The 21,727-nt window shown below is 66.5% G+C and carries 19 protein-coding genes; 3 read left to right on the top strand and 16 right to left on the bottom strand.

Features of this window, described 5'->3' with window-relative positions; translation table 11 throughout:
- The first annotated feature begins 39 nt into the window (after positions 1-39).
- Positions 40-639, top strand: a complete 600-nt coding sequence (pncA, locus tag ACT2B0_RS08395) for a bifunctional nicotinamidase/pyrazinamidase (RefSeq protein ID WP_473463489.1) — start codon at positions 40-42, stop codon at positions 637-639.
- A 39-nt stretch (positions 640-678) separates the two neighbouring features.
- Here pncA and ACT2B0_RS08390 read toward each other — a convergent pair whose 3' ends face one another.
- The 6 genes from ACT2B0_RS08390 to ACT2B0_RS08365 form a co-directional block, all read right to left on the bottom strand.
- Positions 679-1,386, bottom strand: a complete 708-nt coding sequence (locus ACT2B0_RS08390) for an ABC transporter ATP-binding protein (RefSeq protein ID WP_473463487.1) — start codon at positions 1,384-1,386, stop codon at positions 679-681.
- Positions 1,379-2,131 (bottom strand): ABC transporter ATP-binding protein, encoded by a 753-nt coding sequence (locus ACT2B0_RS08385; RefSeq protein ID WP_473465866.1) that lies wholly within the window; start codon positions 2,129-2,131, stop codon positions 1,379-1,381. Before ACT2B0_RS08385 ends, ACT2B0_RS08390 begins: the two co-directional genes overlap by 8 nt.
- On the bottom strand, positions 2,128-3,090 hold the full coding sequence (locus ACT2B0_RS08380; RefSeq protein WP_473463484.1) for a branched-chain amino acid ABC transporter permease: 963 nt from the start codon (positions 3,088-3,090) through the stop codon (positions 2,128-2,130). The genes ACT2B0_RS08385 and ACT2B0_RS08380 overlap by 4 nt, the downstream gene beginning before the upstream one ends.
- Positions 3,090-3,971, bottom strand: coding sequence for a branched-chain amino acid ABC transporter permease (locus ACT2B0_RS08375; protein ID WP_473463483.1), 882 nt, complete (start codon positions 3,969-3,971; stop codon positions 3,090-3,092). The genes ACT2B0_RS08380 and ACT2B0_RS08375 overlap by 1 nt, the downstream gene beginning before the upstream one ends.
- Positions 3,972-4,141: 170 nt before the next feature.
- Positions 4,142-5,446 carry an ABC transporter substrate-binding protein gene (locus tag ACT2B0_RS08370; RefSeq protein ID WP_348054164.1) on the bottom strand — a complete coding sequence of 435 codons (1,305 nt, stop codon included), beginning with the start codon at positions 5,444-5,446 and terminating at the stop codon, positions 4,142-4,144.
- A gap of 158 nt (positions 5,447-5,604) precedes the next feature.
- Positions 5,605-7,008, bottom strand: coding sequence for a hypothetical protein (locus ACT2B0_RS08365; RefSeq protein ID WP_473463480.1), 1,404 nt, complete (start codon positions 7,006-7,008; stop codon positions 5,605-5,607).
- A gap of 301 nt (positions 7,009-7,309) precedes the next feature.
- Between ACT2B0_RS08365 and ACT2B0_RS08360 the strand changes: the two genes are divergently transcribed.
- On the top strand, positions 7,310-7,795 hold the full coding sequence (locus ACT2B0_RS08360; RefSeq protein ID WP_473463478.1) for a MarR family winged helix-turn-helix transcriptional regulator: 486 nt from the start codon (positions 7,310-7,312) through the stop codon (positions 7,793-7,795).
- 75 nt (positions 7,796-7,870) lie between these two features.
- Positions 7,871-8,695 carry a nucleoside triphosphate pyrophosphohydrolase gene (gene mazG, locus ACT2B0_RS08355; RefSeq protein ID WP_473463475.1) on the top strand — a complete coding sequence of 275 codons (825 nt, stop codon included), beginning with the start codon at positions 7,871-7,873 and terminating at the stop codon, positions 8,693-8,695.
- 95 nt (positions 8,696-8,790) lie between these two features.
- Here mazG and ACT2B0_RS08350 read toward each other — a convergent pair whose 3' ends face one another.
- The 10 genes from ACT2B0_RS08350 to dusB all read right to left on the bottom strand — a co-directional run bounded on the left by ACT2B0_RS08350 (position 8,791) and on the right by dusB (position 21,712).
- On the bottom strand, positions 8,791-10,056 hold the full coding sequence (locus ACT2B0_RS08350; RefSeq protein ID WP_473463472.1) for a Glu/Leu/Phe/Val family dehydrogenase: 1,266 nt from the start codon (positions 10,054-10,056) through the stop codon (positions 8,791-8,793).
- 227 nt (positions 10,057-10,283) lie between these two features.
- Positions 10,284-11,564 carry a GTPase HflX gene (gene hflX, locus ACT2B0_RS08345; RefSeq protein ID WP_473463470.1) on the bottom strand — a complete coding sequence of 427 codons (1,281 nt, stop codon included), beginning with the start codon at positions 11,562-11,564 and terminating at the stop codon, positions 10,284-10,286.
- Positions 11,565-11,639: 75 nt separating this feature from the next.
- Positions 11,640-11,888, bottom strand: a complete 249-nt coding sequence (hfq, locus tag ACT2B0_RS08340; protein ID WP_106569504.1) for an RNA chaperone Hfq — start codon at positions 11,886-11,888, stop codon at positions 11,640-11,642.
- Between the two features lie 138 nt (positions 11,889-12,026).
- Positions 12,027-12,890 carry a D-amino-acid transaminase gene (locus tag ACT2B0_RS08335; protein WP_473463468.1) on the bottom strand — a complete coding sequence of 288 codons (864 nt, stop codon included), beginning with the start codon at positions 12,888-12,890 and terminating at the stop codon, positions 12,027-12,029.
- 43 nt (positions 12,891-12,933) lie between these two features.
- A complete protein-coding gene (trkA, locus tag ACT2B0_RS08330) occupies positions 12,934-14,310 on the bottom strand; it encodes a Trk system potassium transporter TrkA (RefSeq protein WP_348054179.1) in 1,377 nt (458 codons plus the stop codon).
- Between the two features lie 22 nt (positions 14,311-14,332).
- On the bottom strand, positions 14,333-15,694 hold the full coding sequence (ntrX, locus tag ACT2B0_RS08325; RefSeq protein WP_348054181.1) for a nitrogen assimilation response regulator NtrX: 1,362 nt from the start codon (positions 15,692-15,694) through the stop codon (positions 14,333-14,335).
- The gene (locus ACT2B0_RS08320; RefSeq protein ID WP_473463465.1) at positions 15,684-17,963 is read right to left on the bottom strand and encodes a sensor histidine kinase NtrY-like; all 2,280 of its coding nucleotides are present in this window, start codon (positions 17,961-17,963) and stop codon (positions 15,684-15,686) included. Before ACT2B0_RS08320 ends, ntrX begins: the two co-directional genes overlap by 11 nt.
- A 118-nt stretch (positions 17,964-18,081) precedes the next feature.
- Positions 18,082-19,551, bottom strand: a complete 1,470-nt coding sequence (gene ntrC / locus ACT2B0_RS08315) for a nitrogen regulation protein NR(I) (RefSeq protein ID WP_473463463.1) — start codon at positions 19,549-19,551, stop codon at positions 18,082-18,084.
- A complete protein-coding gene (locus ACT2B0_RS08310) occupies positions 19,548-20,690 on the bottom strand; it encodes a two-component system sensor histidine kinase NtrB (RefSeq protein WP_348054187.1) in 1,143 nt (380 codons plus the stop codon). The genes ntrC and ACT2B0_RS08310 overlap by 4 nt, the downstream gene beginning before the upstream one ends.
- Positions 20,687-21,712 (bottom strand): tRNA dihydrouridine synthase DusB, encoded by a 1,026-nt coding sequence (gene dusB, locus ACT2B0_RS08305; RefSeq protein WP_473463460.1) that lies wholly within the window; start codon positions 21,710-21,712, stop codon positions 20,687-20,689. Before dusB ends, ACT2B0_RS08310 begins: the two co-directional genes overlap by 4 nt.
- Positions 21,713-21,727 lie beyond the last annotated feature (15 nt).

Raw genomic sequence — 21,727 nt, 5'->3', positions numbered from 1 at the left:
TTCTGCGCGCCGCTCCAGCCCAGCCGCAAGAGGACGCACATGGCCGACAAAGCGCTGCTCGTGATCGATCTGCAAAACGACTTTTGCCCCGGCGGCGCGCTGGCTGTTACCGGCGGCGACGAGATCGTGCCGGTGGTCAACCGGCTGATCGAGACCTTCGATCACGTCATCATGACCCAGGACTGGCATCCGCCGCGCCATTCCAGCTTCGCCTCCGAGCATGCCGGCAAGGCGCCGTTCGAGACGGTGGACATGCCCTATGGCGAGCAGACCTTGTGGCCGGACCATTGCCTGCAGGGCAGCGACGGCGCCGCGTTTCACGCCGGGCTCGACTGGACCAAGGCCGAACTTGTCGTGCGCAAGGGGTTTCGCCGCGAGATCGATAGCTATTCGGCGTTTTTCGAAAACGATCACGAAACGCCGACCGGGCTTGCCGGCTATCTGCGCGAGCGCAACATCGCCGACCTGACCATGGTCGGGCTGGCGACCGATTTCTGCGTCGCCTATTCCGCCCTCGACGCGGTCCAGGAAGGGTTTTCCGTCAAAGTCGTGATGGAAGCCTGCCGGGCGATCGACCTCGGCGGCTCGCTGGCGGCGATGACCGGCATGATGAAGGAGGCCGGGGTGCGCCTGGTCTGAACCGGTTTGGGCCGGTTCGGGCGGCCGCGGGAAAACCCTCTATCCCAGACCGACATAATGGCGCACCAGTTCCGGCTCGGCGCGCAGGCGTTCGACGTCGACCACGTCGCGGTTGACGCCGTTTTCGATGAAGGCGACCCGGTCGGCGAGCGGCAACACCGCGTCGACGCGCTGCTCGACCAGGATCGTCGACACGCCCTGTTCGCGCAGCCGCGTCACCGTTTCGCGGATGCGCGCGATCATCGACGGCATCAGCCCCTCGGTCGGCTCGTCGAGCAAAAGCACCGACGGTTCCACGCACAGCGCGCGCGCCATGGCCAGCATCTGCTGCTCGCCGCCCGACAGCGTGCCCGATCGCTGGGCCAGCCGCTCGCGCAAAACCGGAAACAGCGCCAGCACCGCCTCGCGCGTGTCGTCGCCGCGGCCGCGCGTCATCAGGCCGATCTCGAGATTTTCGGCCACCGTCAGTTCCGAAAACAGCCGCCTTCCCTGCGGCACATAGGCCACGCCCCGGCGCGGCACCTCGTGCGCGGGCAGGCGCGCGAGATCGTCCGCGCCTAGCAGGATCTCGCCCGAACGCACCGGCACCAGCCCCATCACCGCCTTTAGCGCGGTGGTCTTGCCGGCGCCGTTGCGGCCGAGCAGGCACAGAACCTCGCCTTGCCGCAGGGTCAGAGAAAAGTCGCGCAGCACATGAACATCACCGTAGAAACAATTGATCTTGTTGATGGTGAGGATGTCAGTCATCGTCGGGCGTCCCGAGATAGGCATGCTGGACGGCGCTGTCGGCGCGGATTTCGGCCGGCGTGCCCTCGGCCAGCACCGCGCCATTGTTCATCACCGTGATCCGGTCGGCGAGCGCCATCACCACCGGCATGTTGTGCTCGATCAGAAGCACGGTCGCCGAGCGGGCGATGTCGCGCACCAGCGCGATGAAGCCATCGATCTCGGCGTCCGACAGGCCCTGGGTGGGTTCGTCGAGGATCAACAGCCGCGGTTCGAGCGCCAGACCCATGGCGACCTCGAGCAGGCGTTGATGCCCGTAGGCGAGCTTGCCGGCGGCCTGCTCGGCGCGGTCGGCAAGCCCGACGCGCTCCAGCGCGCTGGCGACGCCCCGGCGCAGATCGGCCGCCGAAAACCGGCTGCCGCCTCGCTCGGCATGGTCGATCAGCCGGCGCTGGGCGGCAAGCGCCACATTGTCGAACACGCTCAGATTGGCGAAGATCGAGGTGATCTGGAACGTGTAGGCGATGCCGCGCTTGACCCTTTGATGGGCAGGCAGCCGGGTCACGTCGACGCCCTCGAACAGGATCGTGCCCGCGCTCGGTGCGATGCGGCCGCACACGAGGCTGACGAATGTCGTCTTGCCGGCGCCGTTCGGGCCGATAATCGCCCGGATTTCGCCCTCGTTGAGCGAAAAATCGACACTGTCGACGGCGCGCAGACCGCCGAAGGACCGGCTCAGGCCGCGCGTCTGCAGCAACGGGCTCACGGCAGCCATTTCAGCCACCTTTCGCGGATCGTGCCGAGCACGCCTTTGGGGAAAAACAGCACCAGAACGATCAGCGCGACGCCGACGATCAGCAGATAGGCGGAGGTGTAGCCCGACGTGATGTCGACCACGTAGAACATGAACACGGTGCCCAGAAGCGGCCCCAGCACCGTGCCGGCGCCGCCGAGCAACACCCATAAAAGCGGCAGGATCGAATACTGGATCGTGGCGAAGGTGGAACCGACATAACCGAACAGCACCGCGTAAGCGGCGCCGGCCGCCGCGCAGAACGCGCCTGAAATCACCATGGCGGCGAGCTTGTTGGAAAACACGTCGTAACCCAGCATGCGCACCCGCTCCTCGTTTTCGCGGATCGCCACCAGCACGCGTCCGAACGGCGCGCGCACGATCGCCAGGCTTGCCATCAGCACGACCGCAAACAACGCCACGGCGACGAAATAGCGGCTTGCGGGATCGCTCAGGTCGATCTCCAGGCCCGGCAGCGCCATCCGGCGCGCCGCCTGCGGCAGCACCAGCCCCTCCTCGCCGCGGGTCCATTGGGTGAAATAGAGCGTGGTCAGGTAAAACACCTGCGAAAACATCATCGTCACGATCATGAAGGCGACGCCGGTCGTGCGCAGCGCCAGCATGCCGACCACCAGCGCCAGCAGCGCGCCGGAACCGACGCCGGCGGCGAAGGCCGCGCCGACGCCCCAGTCGAGATGGTAGACGGGCAATCCGGCGCCGTAGATGCCGGCGGCGAAGAACATCGCATGGCCGAGACTGAGCAGGCCGGCGTAACCGAACACGATATTGTAGCCGGCGGCGAACACCGCCAGCACAAGCACCCTGGCCAGAACGCCGCGATGATAGTCGGGCAGGATCCAGTAAAGCAGCACCAGGACCGCCAGCACCGCCAGGTGCAAAACCAGCGCGCGTGTCGTCGCCCGGCCCGCCATCAGCGCGCCGCCTGGCCGAACAGGCCCTGCGGGCGGAAGACCAGCACCAGGGCAACGAGCAGCGTGGCGATCATCTTGGCGAGCGTCGGCGAAAAGAACACCGAGATGATGCCGTCCGACAGGCCGATCAGCACCGCCGCCACCACCGTGCCGCGCAGCGAGCCCAGCCCGCCGATGATGACGACGATGAAGGACAGAAGCAGCGGGTCGAGCCCCATCAGGTAATGCGCCTGCTGGATCGGCACGATCAGCACCGCGGCGACCGCCGCCAGCATGGCGCCGAGCGCGAACACGGCGGCATAGACCTTGTCGACCGGAATGCCGAAATTCTGCGCCGTCTCGCGATCGAACTGAGTCGCGCGCATGATCAGGCCGATGCGGGTGCGCGTCAGCACCAGCCAGGTGGCCACGATCAGCCCGATCGAGGCGGCGATCACCGCCAGCTTGTAACCGGAATACCCGAACCAGGGCAGCGCGATGCGCAGGCTGAACGGCGCCTGCACCGGCCGCGCCTCCGGCCCGTAAAAGGTTAGCGCCAGTTGCTGGATGATGTAGAGCATGCCGATCGTGGCCACGATCGTGGCCTCGGGATCGTAGTTGAGCCGGCGCAGCACCGTGCGCTCGCAAAGCAGCGCGACCAGCCCGACGACGAGCGGCGACAGCACCAGCGCCAGCAGGAAACCCGTCGCCGGACTGCCGGTCACCAGGGTGGAAAAGAACCAGGCGAGCACGGCGCCCAGCATGAAGAACTCGCCATGGGCGACGTTGACCACGCGCATGACGCCGAACACCAGCGACAGGCCGAGCGCGGTCAACGCCAGCACGGCGGCGGTAACCAGGCCTTCCAGCGTGGCCAGAAGAAGATGCGGGCCAAAGGACATTGCGAGGCGGTCTCTGCACCTGCCGCGGTTGCGGCGCGTTTCAGGGATGAGGCGGGGCGTGGCGGAAGCGGACGGGGATTTTTGGAGCCGTTCCCCCTCGGGGCGGCGGCCGGGCTACGGCAAATCCCGTCGCCCCGTCTTGGAAAGAGCGGGGCGACGGGCGCGGCGCGTCAAAGCGACTGTTTGGTGTAGTCGCCTTCCGGCTCGTACATGCCGTCTTCGATCTCGGTGCGGTGCACGACCTCCAGCTTGCCGCCGGAAACCTGCGAGATGTACTGGTGCCCGAAACACTGGTGCAGCTTGCCGTTGAACTTCTTGTCCCCCTGCGGGTGCTCCGGCCCGGCCGCGAACTCGGTCATCGCCTCGGTCGCCTCGACCAGTTTCTGGCGGTCGTCGGGACCCTGGTAGCCGGCCGCCTCCATCGCCGCCTTGATGACGTAAAGCGTCTCCCAGCAGCCGAACATGTGGGCGGCCGTCGACACGTCCTTGGGATCGTCGACCGACGCCCCGTTCTGGTCGATGCCGACCGCGTCGCGATAGGCTTTGACGTAGTCGGGCGCATCGGCCTGCAGATAGCGCGGCATGCCTTCCCAGAAATGGCTGCCGTCGAGGAATTCCAGACCCGGGCTGGCCATGTCGACCGCCTCGAGCGAATCGATGAAGCCGAACAGTTTCGGGCCGCCGCCGCCGTAAAACTCGCCGAGTTCCTTGACGAAGGTCAGAACGGCCGGTCCGACCATGACATGGTAGAGCACCTCGGTGTCTGACGGGATCTGCGGAAAATAGCGGGTGAACGAGCTTTCGGTCGGCGGAATCGGCACGTGCTTGATCACCTCGCCGCCCTGCGCCTTGACCGCTTCGGTGAAGAAGTCGCGGTGGTCGTGGCCGAAAGCGTAGTCGGGAAAGATCATCGTGACCTTCTTGCCGAGATTCGACGTCACCCATGGCGCCATCGAGGAGACCTGCGCCTTGACGTCGGTGATGCCGGGCTGGAAGACGTAGCGATTGAGCTTGCCGGAGGCGACGTGATAGCCCTCGCTGACGACGTAATAGGGCATCTTCAGCTCGCCCGCCGTCGGCGCCGAGCCGACCACGACATGGCTGAACAAGGTGCCGTAGACGACGTCGACCTTGTGCTGGCTGGCGAATTTCTCCACCACCTCGGCGCCGCGCTTGGGATCGGTGCCGTCGTCCTCGGTCACGATCTCCAGCGGGCGGCCATTGATGCCGCCGGCCGCGTTGATCGCCTTGGCGGCCGCCATCGTGGTGCGTTCGTACCAGCGGCCATAGGCGGCGCCGATACCGGTGCGGTGGGCCTGGAAGCCGATGCGGATCGGTTCGGACGACTGCGCCTGGGCATAACGCACGAAGCCCGGCGCCAGCGTCAGGCCGGCCGATGCGCCGAGCCCCTTGAGGGCGGTTCTACGGCTGAGCCTGCCCGTCAGAAGGCTGGTTTTGCTACGTTTTTCACTCATGCCGTTTTCCTCTTGGTTTCCGATTTCGACCGAGCGCGGCGCGTGCCGGAACCGGTCCGCGACGCGGAAAGAAAATCGATTGTGTAGAAATCAAATCATCAAACCCCGGGCATGGCAACCGCCGCTCACCCTGCGTAGGGAAGGAGTCGGCGCGCATGTCAATATCCGGTCGGCGTCGACAAAAGCCACAGGCCGAAAACCGTGTAGGCCACCATCAGCCCGGCAAGCGGTATCTGGCTGATCGCGGCGCGGCGGGCCGAACCGTAGCAGCGCCAGGCGATGACATGGCTTGCGGCCACGGCGAGCAGGTGTCCGCCGATGATCGCCGCCGACTGAATATTCCAGATCAGCCAGGCCGTGTCGGCGCCGGCCGTCAGCGCGGCCGCCACGTGCAGCCCGGCGGTGCCGAACAGGTTCCAGCCCGCCGCGAACGGATCGGAAATCGCCGCCAGCGCGTATTGTCCGTCGACGAGCAGCGCCGGCAAATGGTGGGAATAATGATAGCCGAGCACGATCGGTATCAAGGACCAGACAAGGCGCCCGGCCAGAACGGCGTTGTCCGGCCCCTGCCCGGCCATGCGCGACCCGAGCCGTACCGCGCCGTGAAACAGCGCCCACAGCGCCGCGAACGCGCCGGCGGCGCCGATGCTGTTTGACCACACCACCGCCGACCGGCCCGGAAATTCCAGCGGATTGACGCCGAATAGGCCGAGCCAGAAGAACGTCCGCATCAGCCCGTCGAAGGAGATCGCGCTCAATGTCAGAAGCAGGAAGGCGGCCGCGCTCGTTGCCAGCGCCGGCGCGCTCGCCAGCCTCGCGCCGGGAAGACAAAGCCGCAGCACGGTCCGGCCCGACCTGTCGCGGCGGCGCTCGACAAACGCCATGCGGGCGACCATCGTCATCAAGAGCGACAGGAATTCCGCCCGCCGGCTCCAGCTTGGATGGCCGAAGACGATCATGCCGCAAAAGGCGACGGCCCAGTAGACTGCGATTGCGATCGCCAGCTTTTCCGGGTCGGCCGGCGCGATGAAGACCAGTTCGAACCAGACGAAAGCCGCAAAGCCGAAAAAGGCCGGCCAGCTGGCCGCGCGCGCCGGATAGCGCAGAAACGGACGCCCGTCTGGCCGCCCCAGCAGGCGCATGACCAGGCGCCATGGCCCGTACCAGGGCTCGATCCACCTCCACAGATTGCCAAACAATCCTTGAACCAGCACCACGCCGATCCATACGAACACCCAAAACACCAGCGGCAACGGGTTGGAAAGCGGGTCGCGGCTGCCAAGAATCCCGGCGGCGAGCAAGGCAAGCAGAACCAGGAAGGAGACGCTGCTGGTGACCGCGCGCGGATCGACAGGCATCGCAAGGCCGGCCGATCGCCAGCGCGCGAGCCGGTCGAGCGACGCCGGCGGCACCAGCGCCAGCACCGCGAAACTCAGCCACACGGCCAGCCCGCCGCCGATCAGATAATAGCCGGTCGGCAAGAGCAGCACATAGGCGCGGTCGGAGACATGGGCAAAGGCCGGCGCCGCCCCCGCCGCCAGCAGGCCGACGGCCAATGGCAACGCGCGGCGGCCATAGCGCGCCGGACCGCCTAGAAAGTCGCGTCCTGGTTCGGCGCGTGGCCGATCATCTCGGTCGGTGTGGCTGATTGGCATGTTTTGTCGGTTGCACTGAAGATGCCTATCTTAGACGGAAATGGTCGGGCGCGTTCGCGTTTTTGCGATCCGGACACGGTTCCAGGATCGCTGCAACGCATGGCATGCATCCGGACTGGGGATGAATGCAAGGGATTGCTAAATAAGCGATAGCCATTGAACGGGAATGTGGGTATCCAATTCCCTGGGCGACAACGGTTGAGGCATCATGTTCAGCGCACCACACGACACCGACGCTCCTGCGAGCGCCATGGAAGAGCTGGATCAGGGCATTTTGCCTGGTCTGCTTGGCCGTCAGATCCGGCTCACCTATCTCGCCGCGTTCCGGCTGGTGGAAGAGCGGCTCGCCGCCTTCAACATCACGCCGCAGCAATTTTCCCTGCTGACCATCGTCGAACGTAATCCCGGTTCGCGCCAGAGCCTGCTCGCCAAGGCGCGCGGGCTCGACAAATCGACGCTGGTGCCGATGATCGACCGGCTCGAACGCGACAACATGGTGGAGCGGCGCCCGCTGGCGACCGACCGGCGCATCCGCACGATCTGGATCACCGAGCGCGGCCGCGAGGTGCTTGCCGGCGCGATACCGGCGGTCCAGGACGGCGACCGCGCCATCGGCTCGAATCTCAGCGCCTCCGAACAGCAGGAATTTCGCCGCTTGCTGGAAAAAGTCCGCCTTGGACTGACCGATCGATAGCCGCGTCTGTGGATAAGGCGCCGCGGCACCGCCATGTTGATGGCGTTTCGGGCCCGGCGGCTTAGTGTCTGGGCCATGCGACCCTCCAAGGACATTTCACGCCTGATCGAAATCATGGCCGCGCTGCGGACGCCGGATACGGGGTGTCCGTGGGATATCGAGCAGGATTTTTCCACCATTGCGCCCTATACGCTGGAGGAAGCCTACGAGGTTGCCGACGCGATCGCGCGCGACGACCTCGACGATCTGCGCGAGGAACTGGGCGACCTGCTCCTGCAGGTCGTGTTCCACGCCCGTATGGCCGAGGAACGAGAGGCGTTTTCGTTCGGCGACGTGGTCGAGGCCATCACCACCAAGATGATCCGCCGCCATCCGCACGTGTTCGGCGATGCCGACGCGCGCGCGGCCGGCGCGGCCAAAGGCATGTGGGACGCGATCAAGGCCGAGGAAAAGGCCGAGCGCAAGCGCCGGCGCGACGGCCGGGGCCTGGAGGCGTCGGAAGCCGGCGGCGGCTATCTCGACGACGTGCCGCTCGGCCTGCCGGCTTTGACGCGCGCGCTGAAATTGCAGCAGCGGGCGGCCATTGTCGGCTTCGACTGGGCCGAGGCCGGTCCGGTGCTCGACAAGATCGCCGAGGAAATCGGCGAATTGCGCGAGGCGATGGAGCGCGGCGATCAGGCAAAGGTGAAGGACGAGTTCGGCGACGTGTTGTTCGCACTGGTCAATCTCGGCCGCCATGTCGGCGCCGACGCCGAATCCGCCCTGCGCGGCACCAACGACAAGTTTCGCCGGCGTTTCCACCACGTGGAACGCGCGCTCGCCGAGCGGGGGCGGTCTCTCGACGCCGCCTCGCTGGAGGAAATGGAAGGATTTTGGCAGGAGGCGAAGGCCGCCGAATAGGCCCGCGATCACGGGATCGCCACGGCTCCCCGCCTTTTATGCCACGGAAAAACGCTCCCGCGACGGCGCGGCCGCGGGAACGATCTGCGAACGGCTCAGCTGGTGAAGAAGTTTTGGGTGCCGTGCGCCTCGATCGCCTCGGCGAGCCGGCCGAGCGCGTGGACATAGGCCGCCGTGCGCATCGTCACGTCCTTGGCGCGCGACACGTCCCAGACGGCACGCCCCTCGCGCTCCATGATGACGCGCAGCTTGTCGTGGATTTCCTCCTCCGTCCAGTAATAGCCCTGGCGGTTCTGCACCCACTCGAAATAGGAAACGGTAACGCCGCCGGCATTGGCCAGAATATCCGGCAGCACGATGACATTGTTTCGGGCCAGGATGGCGTCGGCTTCCGGCGTCACCGGGCCGTTGGCGAGTTCCAGCACCAGCGTCGCCTTCACCGACGGCGCATTGCCGGCATGGATCATGTTTTCCAGCGCGGCCGGAACCAGGAGATCGCAGTCGACCCCGGCCAGGTCGGCGGCCGACATGCCTTCATGGCCGCCCTGCCCGGCGGTGCTGGCGACCGAGCGGCCCTTGGCCTTGGCCTCGAACAGCATATCGACATGCAGCCCGGCCTCCGAATAGACCGCGCCTTCGGAATCCGACACCGCGACGATCTTGTGGCCGTCGCCGGCTAAAAGGCGCGCAATGTGCTGGCCGGCATTGCCGAAGCCCTGGATGGCGACGCGCATGGTCTGTCCGAGCCCCAGATTCTCCGCCAGATGGCGCACGAGATAAAAGCCGCCACGCGCGGTCGCGTCGCCGCGCCCGAGCGATCCGCCGAGCGCGATCGGCTTGCCGGTGATCACCGCAGGCTCTGCCTGCCCGACCATCTGGGCGTATTCGTCGGCCATCCAGCCCATGATCATGGAATTGGTATAGACGTCGGGAGCGGGAATGTCCCGGTCGGGCCCGATAATGCGGGAAAAGGCCTGAATATAGGCGCGCGACAGCCGTTCCAGCTCGGCCTTCGACAGGGTGCGCGGATCGACCTGGACGGCGCCCTTGCCGCCGCCGTAAGGCAGGTTCATCACAGCGCATTTGAAAGTCATCCAGAAGGCCAGCGTCTCGACCTCGTCGGCGGTGGAGCCGGGATGGAAGCGGATGCCGCCCTTGGTGGGGCCGCGCGTGTCGTCATAACGGCAGCGCCAGGCCAGAAAGGATTTGCGCGATCCGTCGTCCATACGGATCATCAGGCGCACCTTGGTGGTCTCCCGCGCATATTTCAGTTTCTCGATCACGTCCGGATCAATGCTGAGATGGGATGCCGCCTGATCGAGGCGAACCAGCGCGTGGTCGAGCAGGCTGTCTTCGGACATTATGTCTCCTTCGGATCGTTACGGTTTTGATGCAGGGAGCGCCTGCGGGCGGGGATTGCCCGGTCAGGGGCGCCAGAACGGCCGTTCTATCGGGCAATGACGGTTTTAGGCTGCAAATACAAGACATTGTCTGGCCCATGTGAATAACGGGGCAAAGCCAGAATCGGTCTTTTTTACGGTTGGGGGATACTGCAGGGGCGCGGCCGCGACCGGCGCGGGGTCCGGTGTCAGGCCTCGCGGCGGCGGGCCAGTTCCTCGGCGGCGGCTTGCGTCAGGCGCACGTTCAGCCTGGCGCCGCCATTGTCGAGATCCTCGCGCGCCAGCACCGCGCCATTGCGGTAGAGCCAGTCGAGCTGGCTCATCTCCGTGGGCCGCAGCACGATCGTGGTTTCGCGCAGATGTCCCGACAGGCGCTGTTCGATGGCCGCCGTCAGGGTCTCGATACCGGCCCCGGTCAGGGCCGAGATCACCACGGCATTGCCGTTGGCGCCGGATTGCGTCTCGACCGCGTCGGCCTTGTTCCAGACCTCCAGAACCCTGGTCTCGTCGGAGGCGTCGATGCCAAGGTCGCGCAGGATCGTCTCGACATCCTCGGCCTGGGCGGCGGCGTCGGGATCGGACAGGTCGCGCAGATGGAGGATCAGATCGGCCTCCACCACCTCCTCCAGCGTGGCGCGGAAGGCGGCCACCAGATGGGTCGGCAGGTCCGAGATGAAACCGACCGTGTCCGACAGGATCATGATCGTGCCGTGCGGCAGCCGCACCCGCCGCAGGGTCGGATCGAGCGTGGCAAACAGCATGTCCTCGGCCAGCACGCCGGCGCCGGTCAGCCGGTTGAACAGGGTCGATTTGCCGGCATTGGTGTAGCCGACGATCGCGACGACGGGAAACGGCACCTTTTTGCGCTTGGCGCGGTGCAGGTCGCGGGTGCGGCGCACCGTTTCCAGTTCGCGCTTGAGGCGGGTGATGCGGTCCTGCAGGAGCCGGCGGTCGGCCTCGATCTGGGTCTCGCCCGGACCGCCCAAAAACCCGGCGCCGCCGCGTTGCCGCTCCAGGTGGGTCCAGCTGCGCACCAGGCGGCCGCGCTGGTAGTTCAGATGGGCCAGTTCGACCTGAAGCGTGCCTTCCTTGGTACGGGCGCGGCGCCCGAAAATCTCCAGGATGAGCCCGGTGCGATCGAGCACCTTGGCGCTGAGCGCGCGTTCGAGATTGCGCTGCTGCACCGGCGTCAGCGGATGGTCGACGATTACCAGCGTGATGTCGCCGTCGCGCAGCCGCTCGGCCAGTTCCTCGACCTTGCCGCTGCCCAGCAGGGTGCCCGGACGCGGGGCGGCAATGGTGACGATTTCGGTATGGCAGGGATCGAGATCGATCGCGCGCGCCAGACCGATCGCTTCGGCAAGGCGCGCCTCGGGGCCACGCGGCGCCCTTGGCCGGCCCGCCGGATCGGCAGGCGTAACGGATTGCTGGCGCGACAGGACGGGAACGATCACGGCCGCGCGCGTCATGGTCGACGATGCGCCGCCTTCCGCCGTTGCCAGTACGGCCTTAGGTCCGCCGCCGCCCGGTCCCGCTATGTCCAATCAACCGTCCCGGCCGTTGTCTTCACCATCGAACATCTGAACCGGCTGGCTCGGCATGATGGTGGAAATAGCGTGCTTGTAGACGAGCTGCGAATGGCCGTCGCGCCGCAGAAGCACACAGAAATTGTCGAACGACGTCACCACCCCGGTGAGCTTCACGCCATTGATCAGGAATATCGTCAGAGGGTTCTTGCTCTTGCGAACCGTATTCAGGAAGAGGTCCTGAAGGTTTTGCGATCTTTCCGCCATTGTTCTTCTCTTCCGCCGTGCCCTGTCTTCGGTCAAATGTGGCGCCGTGGACGAACCTTATCGTTCGCAACACGCACAAACCAAGCGCCGGAACTGACCCGTCCCTCAGGCATGGAATTGCCTGTTCCCCAGCGGTTATCAGGCTTGGGTTTTTTCCGCAACGTCAAAAAAGGCCTCGCGCAGGGAAAGGGCGACCGTGCCGGGATGACCGTTGGCCACCGGCTTGTCGTCGATCCGCACCACCGGCATGACCACCGTCGTGGCCGCCGTGACGAAGGCTTCGCGGGCCTGCTGGGCCTCTTCCACGGTAAAGGCGCGCTCCTCGACCGTATATCCGAGTTGTTCGGCGATCCGGAACACCGTCGCGCGGGTGATGCCGCGCAAGATGCCCCTATCGGCCGGGCGGGTGACCAAACGACCGTCGCCGGTGACGATCCACACATTGGTCGAGGCGCCCTCCTTGATCGTGCCGTCGGGGTCGACGAACCAGGCTTCCTGGGCGCCGGCGTCCTTGGCCTTCTGGCGCGCGAGCACGTTGGGCAACAGCCCCACGGTCTTGATGTCGACGCGGTCCCAGCGATTTTCCGGCACGGTGATCACGGCGATGCCGGTTTCGGCCCGCCGGCGCGCGGCCTGCGGGTCGGAGCGCTTGGCGGTCACCACCAGCGAGGGGCGCGTGCTCGGCGCGGGAAAGGCATGGTCGCGCGGGGCCACGCCGCGCGTGATCTGCAGATAGACCAGCCCGTCGCGCACCCGGTTGCGCGTCACCACCTCGCGCATGATCGCCGGCAGCACCCGGCGCTCGAGCGGCCAGGCAATCGCCAGTTCGCCCAGCGAGCGGTCGAGCCGATCGAGATGGCCGCTCATGTCCATGATGTGGCCGCGCGCCACCTCGCACACCTCGTAGACGCCGTCGGCGAACTGATAGCCGCGGTCCTCCATGTGAACCTTGGCGTCGGCGTGGGGCAGATAACGCCCGTTGACATAGGAAATACGCGGCATGGTTCCCCTCGTTTCGTCCCGGCGCGGGCCGGCCTTCGCGTGTTCAGAAATATTCGAGACTGACCCGGAACATCTGCTCGACCTGGCGTACGGCCGAGGCGAGCGCAAAAATCACGATCCGGTCGCCGGGCCGGACCACGAACGCGCCGTTCGGCTTGATCGCCTGGCCGTCGCGATACACGATGCCCAGCCGCATGCCGTCGGGCAGTTCCAGATCGCGCAGCGGCGAGCCGACCAGCGGCGAGGTGTCGAGCGCCTCGGCCTCGATGATCTCCGCCAGACCGCGCTGCACGCTGTGCACGGCGCGGATCCGGCCGCGACGCACATGCTGCAGGATCCGCGAGATCGTCACCGTACGCGGGTTGACGTGAGCGTCGATGCCGAGCGTGCGGGTGAAATCCTGGTAGGTCGGATTGTTGATCAGCGCCAGGTTCGACTTGCATCCCAGCCGCTTGGCCATCACGCTCGACAGGATGTTGACCTGATCGTTGTTGGTCAGCGCGACCATCAGGTCCGCGTCCTGGATGTCGGCCTCCAACAACACCTTCTGGTCGAGCGCGCTGCCATTCAAAACGATCGTGCGGCGCAGCTTGTCGGCGATCGCCACCGCGCGTTCGCGCGTGTCCTCGATGATCTTGACCTTGGTGCGCGACTGGCGCGCCTCCAGCGCCTGGGCGACGTAAAGGCCGATATTGCCGCCGCCGGCGATCACGATGCGCATCGCCTCGACCTCTTCGTGGCCGAACAGGCCGAGCGTGCGGCGCACCTGGTCGGTGGTCGTGACCACATAGGCAAGGTCGCCGGCCACCAGCTGGTCGGCCGAATGGGGAATGAACAGGCGCCCGTTGCGCGACACGCCGACCACGGTCGAGGGCAGATCCGGAAACAGCTCGGTCAATTGCGACAGCGGCGTGTCGATCACCGGGCATTCTTCCAGACACTCGATCGCCACCATCGCCACCTTGCCGTCGGCGAAGCGCACCACGTCGTTCGCCCCCGGCAGCGCGATGCGGCGCAGCACCATCTCGCCGACCTCGATCTCCGGCGAGATGATGACGTCGATCGGCAGATGCTCGCGCGAAAACAGGTTCTGGTAATGCGGCAGCAGATAGGACTGGGCGCGGATGCGCGCGATCTTGGTCGGCACGTTGAAGATCGAATGCGCCACCTGGCAGGCGGTCATGTTGACCTCGTCGTAGAGCGTGACGGCGATCAGCATGTCGGCCTGCTGTGCGCCGGCCATCTCCAGCACGTCGGGATGGGCGCCGTGACCGACGAAACCGCGCACGTCGAGCTGGTCGCGGATCGTGCGCACGAGTTCGGGCGAGGTGTCGATGACGGAGACGTCGTTTTGCTCGGCGGCGAGCCGCTCGGCAATGCCGTAGCCGACCTGGCCGGCGCCGCAGATGATCACGCGCATGGTCTATCCCGTCCAGCCGGCCTCAAACGCCGAGCGATTTCAGCTTCCGGTGCAGTGCGGATCGTTCCATACCAATGAACTCGGCCGTACGCGAGATGTTGCCGCCAAATCGGTTGATCTGGGCGATCAGATATTCCTTTTCGAAATGCTCGCGCGCCTCGCGCAGCGGCAGCGCCAGAATGTGCTGGTCGGACTGATTTGGCGCCCGTGGCATAACGTCCCCGATCTCGGCCGGCAGGAGCTCGGCGGTGATCGGCGTGTCGGCGTCGTCGCCGCGCGCCAGGATCATCAGCCGCTCGACATTGTTGCGCAACTGCCTGACATTGCCGGGCCAGTTGTGCGCCTGCAGCACGGCGAACACGTCGTCGGCGATCCGCCGCGGCTTGATGCCGGACTGGCGCACCATCTGTTTCATGAAATGATCGACCAGATAGGGAATGTCCTCGCGCCGCTCCGACAGCGCCGGCACGATGACCGGCACCACCGCGAGACGGTGGTAGAGATCCTCGCGGAACCGCCCCTCGGCGATCATGGCTTCCAGGTTCTGCGCGGTCGAGGAGATGACGCGCACGTCGACCTTGACGCGCTTGGCGCCGCCGACGCGCTCGAATTTCTGCTCCACCAGCACGCGCAGGATCTTGTTTTGCGTCTCGCGCGGCATGTCGGCGATCTCGTCGATATAAAGCGTGCCGCGATGCGCCTCCTCGAGCGCGCCGATCTTGCGCTCGGCGCCGTTGGGCTCGGTGCCGAACAGTTCGATCTCCATGCGCTCGGGGGTGATGGTGGCGGCGTTGAGCGAGATGAACGGCCCCTCCTTGCGCGCCGACAGCGCGTGGATGGCGCGCGCCACCGCTTCCTTGCCGGAGCCCGACGGCCCGATCACCATGACGCGGCTGTTGGTGGGCGCGATCCGGTCGATGGCGTGGCGCAGCTGGTTCATCGCCGCCGACATGCCGATCAGGTCGAACGTGTCGGAGGTGCGCTTTTTCAGTTCGCTCACCTCGCGCTTCAGTTTCAGCGTTTCCAGCGCCCGCTCGCAGATCAGGATCAGCCGGTCCGCCTTGAACGGTTTTTCGATGAAATCGTAGGCGCCGCGCTTGATCGCCGAAACCGCGGTTTCGATCGTGCCATGGCCGGAAATCATCACCACCGGCACGTGCGGGTGGATGGTCTTGATCTCGTCGAGCAGCGCCAGGCCGTCGAGCCGCGAGCCCTGCAGCCAGATGTCGAGAAAGATCAGCGAGGGCACGCGTTCGGCGATCGCGGCCAGCGCGCTGTCGCTGTCATGGGCGGTGCGCGCGTCGTGGCCCTCATCTTCCAGAATGCCGGCGACGAGTTCGCGGATGTCTTCTTCGTCGTCGACGACCAAAATATCAGACGTCATGGTCGACCTTCTTTTTCGTCATGTTGGCGTCGCCCCTGGCGGCGCCTTCGCCCAGCGCGGGCAGGACGATGCGCACCAGCGCACCCTTGCCGTCGTGAAAATCCTTCGGCGCGTCGTGCAGTTCCAGCCGCCCGCCATGATCCTCGACAATCTTGCGAACGATCGCCAGGCCGAGGCCGGTGCCCTTGGCGCGCGTCGTCATGTAGGGCTCGAGCAGCCGCTGGCGGTTTTCGCGCGGCAGACCCTTGCCGTTATCGACCACGTCAACGGTGATCCACTCGTCGGCCTTGCGCGCCGTAACGCGAATTTCGCCGCTGCCGCGGCTGCCGCCTGCATCGGTATCGGATTCGATCGCCTCGGCCGCGTTCTTGACGATATTGCCGAAGGCCTGGCTCATCAGGCGCGTGTCGAAACGTCCGGTCAGGGCCTGCTTGCCGAAATCGTGCTCGAAATTGATCTCGGAATGGCCGACCTCGATCAGGAACGTCGCCTCGCGCAGCGCCTCGCGCAGGTCGGTGACCTCCATCAGCGGCTTGGGCATGCGCGCAAAGGCGGAGAACTCGTCGACCATGCGGCCGATGTCGCCGACCTGGCGGATGATCGTGTCGGTGCACTGGTCGAAGACCTCGCGGTCGGCGGTAATCACCTTGCCGTAGCGCCGGCGGATGCGCTCGGCCGAAAGCTGGATCGGCGTCAGCGGGTTCTTGATCTCGTGCGCGATCCGCCGGGCGACGTCGGCCCAGGCGGAGGCGCGCTGCGCCTGCATCAGGTCGGTGATGTCGTCGATGGTGACGACATAGGCGGGAAGGTCCGAGTTCTTGTCGCCTTCCTCGATCGTCACCTGAACGTTGAAGGTGCGTTCGGCGCCGGTGCGGAAAAACGTCACCTGCTCGTGATAGACCGTGCGGCCGGAGCTGCGCGCCATTTCGAACACGCGGCCGATATGCGGCAGCACCGCCGACAGTGTCTGGCCGAGCGCCTTTTGCGCCTTCAGCGCGAGCATGGTCTCGGCAGAGCGGTTGACGATGGTGATGACGCCGTCCGGGTCGACGCCGATCACGCCGGCGGTCACGCTGGCCAGCACCGCTTCGGAAAAGCGGCGCCGCTCGTCGATCTGGTCCTTGGCCGAGATCAGCTCGTTGCGCTGCGATTTGAGCTGCTGCAGCATCTTGTTGAACGTGTCGCCGAGCGAGGCGACGTCGCCGTCAGAGGCGCGCACGGGCACCGCCACGTCGAGATTGCCGGTCGCCACCTCGTCGGCCGCGCCGATCAGCTGGCGGATCGGGCGCACGAGCCGGTCGGCGACCGCGATGCCGGTCCAGATCGCCGACAGCACGATGATCAGCGTCAGCCCCAGATAGACCAGCGCGAACGCCACCTGGACGGTGGTGCGGCTCGCCTCCAGTTCGCGATAGTCGCTGGAATTGGCGCGCACGATCTGGCGCGCGCGGATCACCTGCGGATCGATCAGGCGGATCGTGTAGAGATAACTGCCCTCGATGTCGCGCAGCTTGATGATCGAGCCGACGATGTTGCGCGTGCGCGGCTCGATCAAGACCGGGTCGCCGCCGGAGGCGTCGCGCACCGCGCCGGCCGGCGGCTCGGGCATGGGAAACTCGGCGCGGGTGTCGGCCTGCAGGATGACGCTGCCGTCGTCGCGGATCAGGGCGGCGTGCGCCAGTCCGCGCCCGACCGCCTGCTGGGTCATCAGCCGCAGGAACCCGGTGCGGTCGAGGCCGTAGAGCGTGCGGTTCTGGTCGAGCGTGATCGCCATCGACAAGGCGGTGCCCTGCAGATTGCGGGCGTTTTCCTGGACATAGGCCTCCGCGATCGACAGCGAGGAATTGACGATCGCCTTGGTCTTGATCTCGAACCAGCGGTCGAGGCCGATATCGAGCGTGATCGAGGCCACGATCGCCACGGCCAGCGCCGGCACCGCCGCGACCAGCGAAAACAGCGCCACGATGCGTACATGCAGCCGCGAGGCCGCCTTGCCGCGGCGCCTTGCCGCGACGATGCGGTGCACTTCGCGGCCGATCAGCAGCACCAGCGCCAGAATCAGCAGCACGTTGATGGCGATCAGCGTCAGCGTGACCTGCTTGGACGGCGCGATCGGCCCGAGCCCGACGAGAATGATGAAGGAGACGGCCGCGCAGATCAGCGCCGCCGCGACGGCGACGATGCCGGGCAAGGCCATCAGCCTGCGCCCTTCCGGCGCCGCCGGCTCCAGCATGGTGCCGGCCGGCATGGTTTCGGTTTGGTTCGTCATTCGCCTGCCACGCGGTTGCGTGGCAATGATGCAACGCATTGTGGCGATTCTGCAACAAAATCGGGGCGCAGGGTAATTTATTGCACCGCGCGCCGCAGGCCCGCCACCAAAGGCGCGCTCAGGAGGCGGCGCTGCCGCCGCGCGTGGTGCGATAGACGTTGATACCGAGTTCGCGGATCTTCTTGCGCAGCGTGTTGCGGTTGAGGCCGAGCAGTTCGGCGGCGCGGATCTGGTTGCCGCGCGTCGCGGTCATGGCGGCCAGCACCAGCGGGTACTCGACCTCGGCGAGCACGCGCTGGTAGAGCCCGGCCGGCGGCAGCTCCTCGCCGAAGGACGAAAAATAGCGCCGCAAATGGTCCTCGACGGCCTGGCCGATCGAGACGGTTTCGGTGACCGGACGCGGGCCGGCATCGTCTTGCGGGCTGCCCGTGCCGTTCAGCTCGGCCTCGATGATCTCGGCGCCGATTTCTTCCTGCGGATAGAGCGCGGCCAGCCGCCGCACGAGATTTTCCAGTTCGCGCACATTGCCCGGCCAGGCATAATTCTTCAGCAGGTCCATCCCGGCCGGCAGGATGCGCTTGGCCTGCAGGCCTTCCTGTTCGGCGATGGCGAAGAAGTGGCGGATGAGGTCGGGAACGTCCTCGGCCCGTTCGCGCAGGCCCGGCAGCCGCAGCGGCACGACGTTGAGGCGGTAAAACAGATCCTCGCGAAACAGGCCCTGATTGATCAGCGTGCGCAGGTCCTTGTTGGTCGCGGCCACGATGCGCACGTCGGTGCGGATCGGCGTGCGCCCGCCGACGGTGGTGTATTCGCCCTGCTGCAGCACCCGCAGCAGCCGGGTCTGCGCCTCCATCGGCATGTCGCCGATCTCGTCGAGAAACAGCGTGCCGCCCTCGGCCTGTTCGAAACGGCCGGTGGAGCGGTGCTGGGCGCCGGTGAAGGCGCCCTTTTCGTGGCCGAACAGCTCCGATTCGATCAGGTCGCGCGGGATCGCGGCCATGTTGATGGCCACGAACGGGCCGTTGCGGCGGCGACCGTATTCGTGCAACGCGCGCGCCACCAGCTCCTTGCCGGTCCCCGATTCGCCGGTGATCATCACCGTCAGATCGGTCTGCATCATCCGCGCCAGCATGCGGTAGATGTCCTGCATGGCGGCCGAGCGGCCGACGAGCGGCATCGTCTCGGGCTGGTCGTCGGGGCGCGGTTTTTCCGCCGGCTGTTTTGGCTCCGCCAGGGCGCGGTTGACGATCGCCAGCAGCTCGGTCAGGTCAAACGGTTTCGGCAGATATTCGTAAGCGCCCTTTTCCGAAGCCCGGATCGCGGTCATGAACGTGTTTTGCGCGCTCATGACGATGACGGGCAGTTGCGGCCGCGCCTTCTTGATGCGCGGCAGCATGTCGAAGGCGTTTTCGTCCGGCATCACCACGTCGGTGATCACCAGATCGCCCTCGCCCGCCGACACCCAGCGCCACAGCGTGGCCGCGTTCGAGGTGACGCGCACGGTGTGGCCGACCCGCGACAGCGCCTGGCTGAGAACGGTGCGGATCGCCGCGTCGTCGTCGGCGACGAGAATGCTGCCTTGCGTCATGGCGCCTCTCCGGTGCTTTTTTCGTCCCCGTTCCGGCCGGCCTCCTCCTTCCAGGCCGGCATCAGCACCCGGAAGGTGGTGCCGCGCGGCGTGGAATCGCATTCGATCACCCCGCCATGCTCGCCGACGATCTTGGCGACCAGGGCGAGCCCGAGGCCGGACCCGTTCGGCTTGCTGGTGATGAAGGGGTCGAACAGGATCGGCAGAATATCGTCGGGCACGCCGCCGCCATTGTCGTGCACGCAGAATTCGAGCGGCAGCGACACCCGGTTGCGCGTGCCGGGCACGGCGATCCGGATGCCCGGCCGGAACGCCGTCGACAGCGTGATCTCGCCGTCCGGGCGCGCCGCGATCGCCTCGGCGGCGTTCTTGACCAGGTTCAGGAACACCTGGACGAGCTGGTCGCGATTGCCGAACACCGGCGGCAGCGAGGGATCGTAATCCTCCACGACACGGATTTTTCGGGCAAAGCCGTTGCGGGCGATCGCCTTGACGTGGTCGAGCACGACGTGGATGTTGACCGGGCCGCGTTCGATCGGCCGCTCGTCGGAAAACACTTCCATGCGGTCGACCAGCGCGACGATGCGGTCGGTCTCGTCGGTGATCAGCCGGGTCAGCGCGCGGTCCTCGTCGGACGCGGCGGTCTCCAGAAGCTGCGCGGCGCCGCGTATGCCCGAAAGCGGGTTCTTGATCTCGTGCGCCAGCATCGCCGCCAGCCCGGTCACCGAGCGCGCCGCGCCGCGATGGGTCATCTGGCGGTCGATCTTGTCGGCCATCGAGCGTTCCTGGAACATCACCACGACCGAGCCCGGCATTTCGGGCACCGGCGCGACCAGGATGTCGACAAGCCTGTCGCCGCCGAGCCGCGGCGAGGAAATGTCGACGCGATATTCGTTGACCGGCGACTGGCGCGCGCGCACTTCCTCGATCAGGGTCAGCAGCGGGCTGCCGAACGGGACGAAATGATCGAGCCTGTTGCGCGAAAGGATGACGGCGCTGGAGCGGAAAAACACTTCCGCGTCGGCATTGGCGAAAGCAATGCGGCCGTCGGCGTCGAGCATGATGACGGGATGGCGGATCGTGTTGAGCACGATCTCGGCCAGACCGAGCTGCGTTGCCGCCGCCGAAACCGGCCTCATGCCGCGATCCCCGCGCCATGATCGGCGCCGGCCTCAAACAGGTCGGCAAGCCGTGCCAGCACCGCGGCCGGATCGTCGGCGGTCATGATCGCCTGCCGGTCGGTGGCGGCCACTGCCGGGGCGTGCCTGTCGAAATACCAGCCGAGATGTTTGCGGGCGTGGCGCACGCCCCGTGCGCTGCCATAGAGCGACAGCATCGCCTCGTAATGCGCGCCGACATAATCGGCGAACGCGGCCGGCGTCGTCGGAATGGCTGGAGCGGTGCCGCCCGCAGCCGCCGCCGCGATCGCGCCGGCCGTCCACGGCGCCCCGTAATGGGCGCGGCCGATCATGATCGCGTCGGCGCCCGATTGTTCGAGGATGCCGGCTGCGTCGGCGGCGCTCGCCACGTCGCCATTGGCCACCACCGGGATCGTCACCGCCTGTTTGACCTCACCGATCGCGCGCCAGTCGGCCTTGCCCTTGTAGAACTGGCAGCGGGTGCGCCCGTGCACGGTCACCATGCGCGCGCCGACGGCCTCGGCCCGGCGCGCCAGCTCGGGCGCGGCGAACTCGGTGTCGTCCCAGCCGAGCCGCATCTTGACAGTGACAGGTACCGGAACGGCGTGGACGGCAGCCGCGATCAGCGCTTGGGCATGGTCGAGGTCGCGCATCAGCGCCGAGCCGCAATAGCCGCCGGTGACCTTCTTGGCCGGGCAGCCCATATTGATATCGACGATCTCGGCCCCCTCGCCGGCCGCGATGCGCGCGCCCTCGGCGATCCAGCGCGCCTCGCGGCCGGCCAGTTGCACCATATGCGGCCCGTCGCCGGCCGGCGCGAGCCGACGCGCCGATTCAGACCGCCCGCGCGCCAGCTCGCCGCTGGCGATCATTTCCGACACCACCAGCCCGGCGCCGTGCGCGGCCGCCCGCGCGCGAAAGGCGCTGTCGCTGACGCCCGACAGCGGCGCCAGGAACACCCGGTTGCGGATTGTCACCGCACCGATCGCCAGCGGACGCGCCAGGGCCTCGAAACTCGACATGCACAATTTCCACGC

This window comes from Nitratireductor sp. J20-h4 (assembly GCF_056780505.1).
Note: the sequence above shows the minus strand (reverse complement) of the source record. Positions and strands in the feature narration are given on the sequence as shown.

Bases quoted from the DNA above. Each gene is read 5' to 3' on its own strand.
- pncA (WP_473463489.1), top strand. From the start codon at position 40: ATGGCCGACAAAGCGCTGCTCGTGATCGATCTGCAAAACGACTTTTGC.
- ACT2B0_RS08390 (WP_473463487.1), bottom strand. From the start codon at position 1,386: ATGACTGACATCCTCACCATCAACAAGATCAATTGTTTCTACGGTGAT.
- ACT2B0_RS08380 (WP_473463484.1), bottom strand. From the start codon at position 3,090: ATGGCGGGCCGGGCGACGACACGCGCGCTGGTTTTGCACCTGGCGGTG.
- ACT2B0_RS08375 (WP_473463483.1), bottom strand. From the start codon at position 3,971: ATGTCCTTTGGCCCGCATCTTCTTCTGGCCACGCTGGAAGGCCTGGTT.
- ACT2B0_RS08370 (WP_348054164.1), bottom strand. From the start codon at position 5,446: ATGAGTGAAAAACGTAGCAAAACCAGCCTTCTGACGGGCAGGCTCAGC.
- ACT2B0_RS08360 (WP_473463478.1), top strand. From the start codon at position 7,310: ATGTTCAGCGCACCACACGACACCGACGCTCCTGCGAGCGCCATGGAA.
- mazG (WP_473463475.1), top strand. From the start codon at position 7,871: ATGCGACCCTCCAAGGACATTTCACGCCTGATCGAAATCATGGCCGCG.
- ACT2B0_RS08350 (WP_473463472.1), bottom strand. From the start codon at position 10,056: ATGTCCGAAGACAGCCTGCTCGACCACGCGCTGGTTCGCCTCGATCAG.
- hflX (WP_473463470.1), bottom strand. From the start codon at position 11,564: ATGACGCGCGCGGCCGTGATCGTTCCCGTCCTGTCGCGCCAGCAATCC.
- hfq (WP_106569504.1), bottom strand. From the start codon at position 11,888: ATGGCGGAAAGATCGCAAAACCTTCAGGACCTCTTCCTGAATACGGTT.
- ACT2B0_RS08335 (WP_473463468.1), bottom strand. From the start codon at position 12,890: ATGCCGCGTATTTCCTATGTCAACGGGCGTTATCTGCCCCACGCCGAC.
- trkA (WP_348054179.1), bottom strand. From the start codon at position 14,310: ATGCGCGTGATCATCTGCGGCGCCGGCCAGGTCGGCTACGGCATTGCC.
- ntrX (WP_348054181.1), bottom strand. From the start codon at position 15,694: ATGACGTCTGATATTTTGGTCGTCGACGACGAAGAAGACATCCGCGAA.
- ACT2B0_RS08320 (WP_473463465.1), bottom strand. From the start codon at position 17,963: ATGACGAACCAAACCGAAACCATGCCGGCCGGCACCATGCTGGAGCCG.
- ntrC (WP_473463463.1), bottom strand. From the start codon at position 19,551: ATGACGCAAGGCAGCATTCTCGTCGCCGACGACGACGCGGCGATCCGC.
- ACT2B0_RS08310 (WP_348054187.1), bottom strand. From the start codon at position 20,690: ATGAGGCCGGTTTCGGCGGCGGCAACGCAGCTCGGTCTGGCCGAGATC.
- dusB (WP_473463460.1), bottom strand. From the start codon at position 21,712: ATGTCGAGTTTCGAGGCCCTGGCGCGTCCGCTGGCGATCGGTGCGGTG.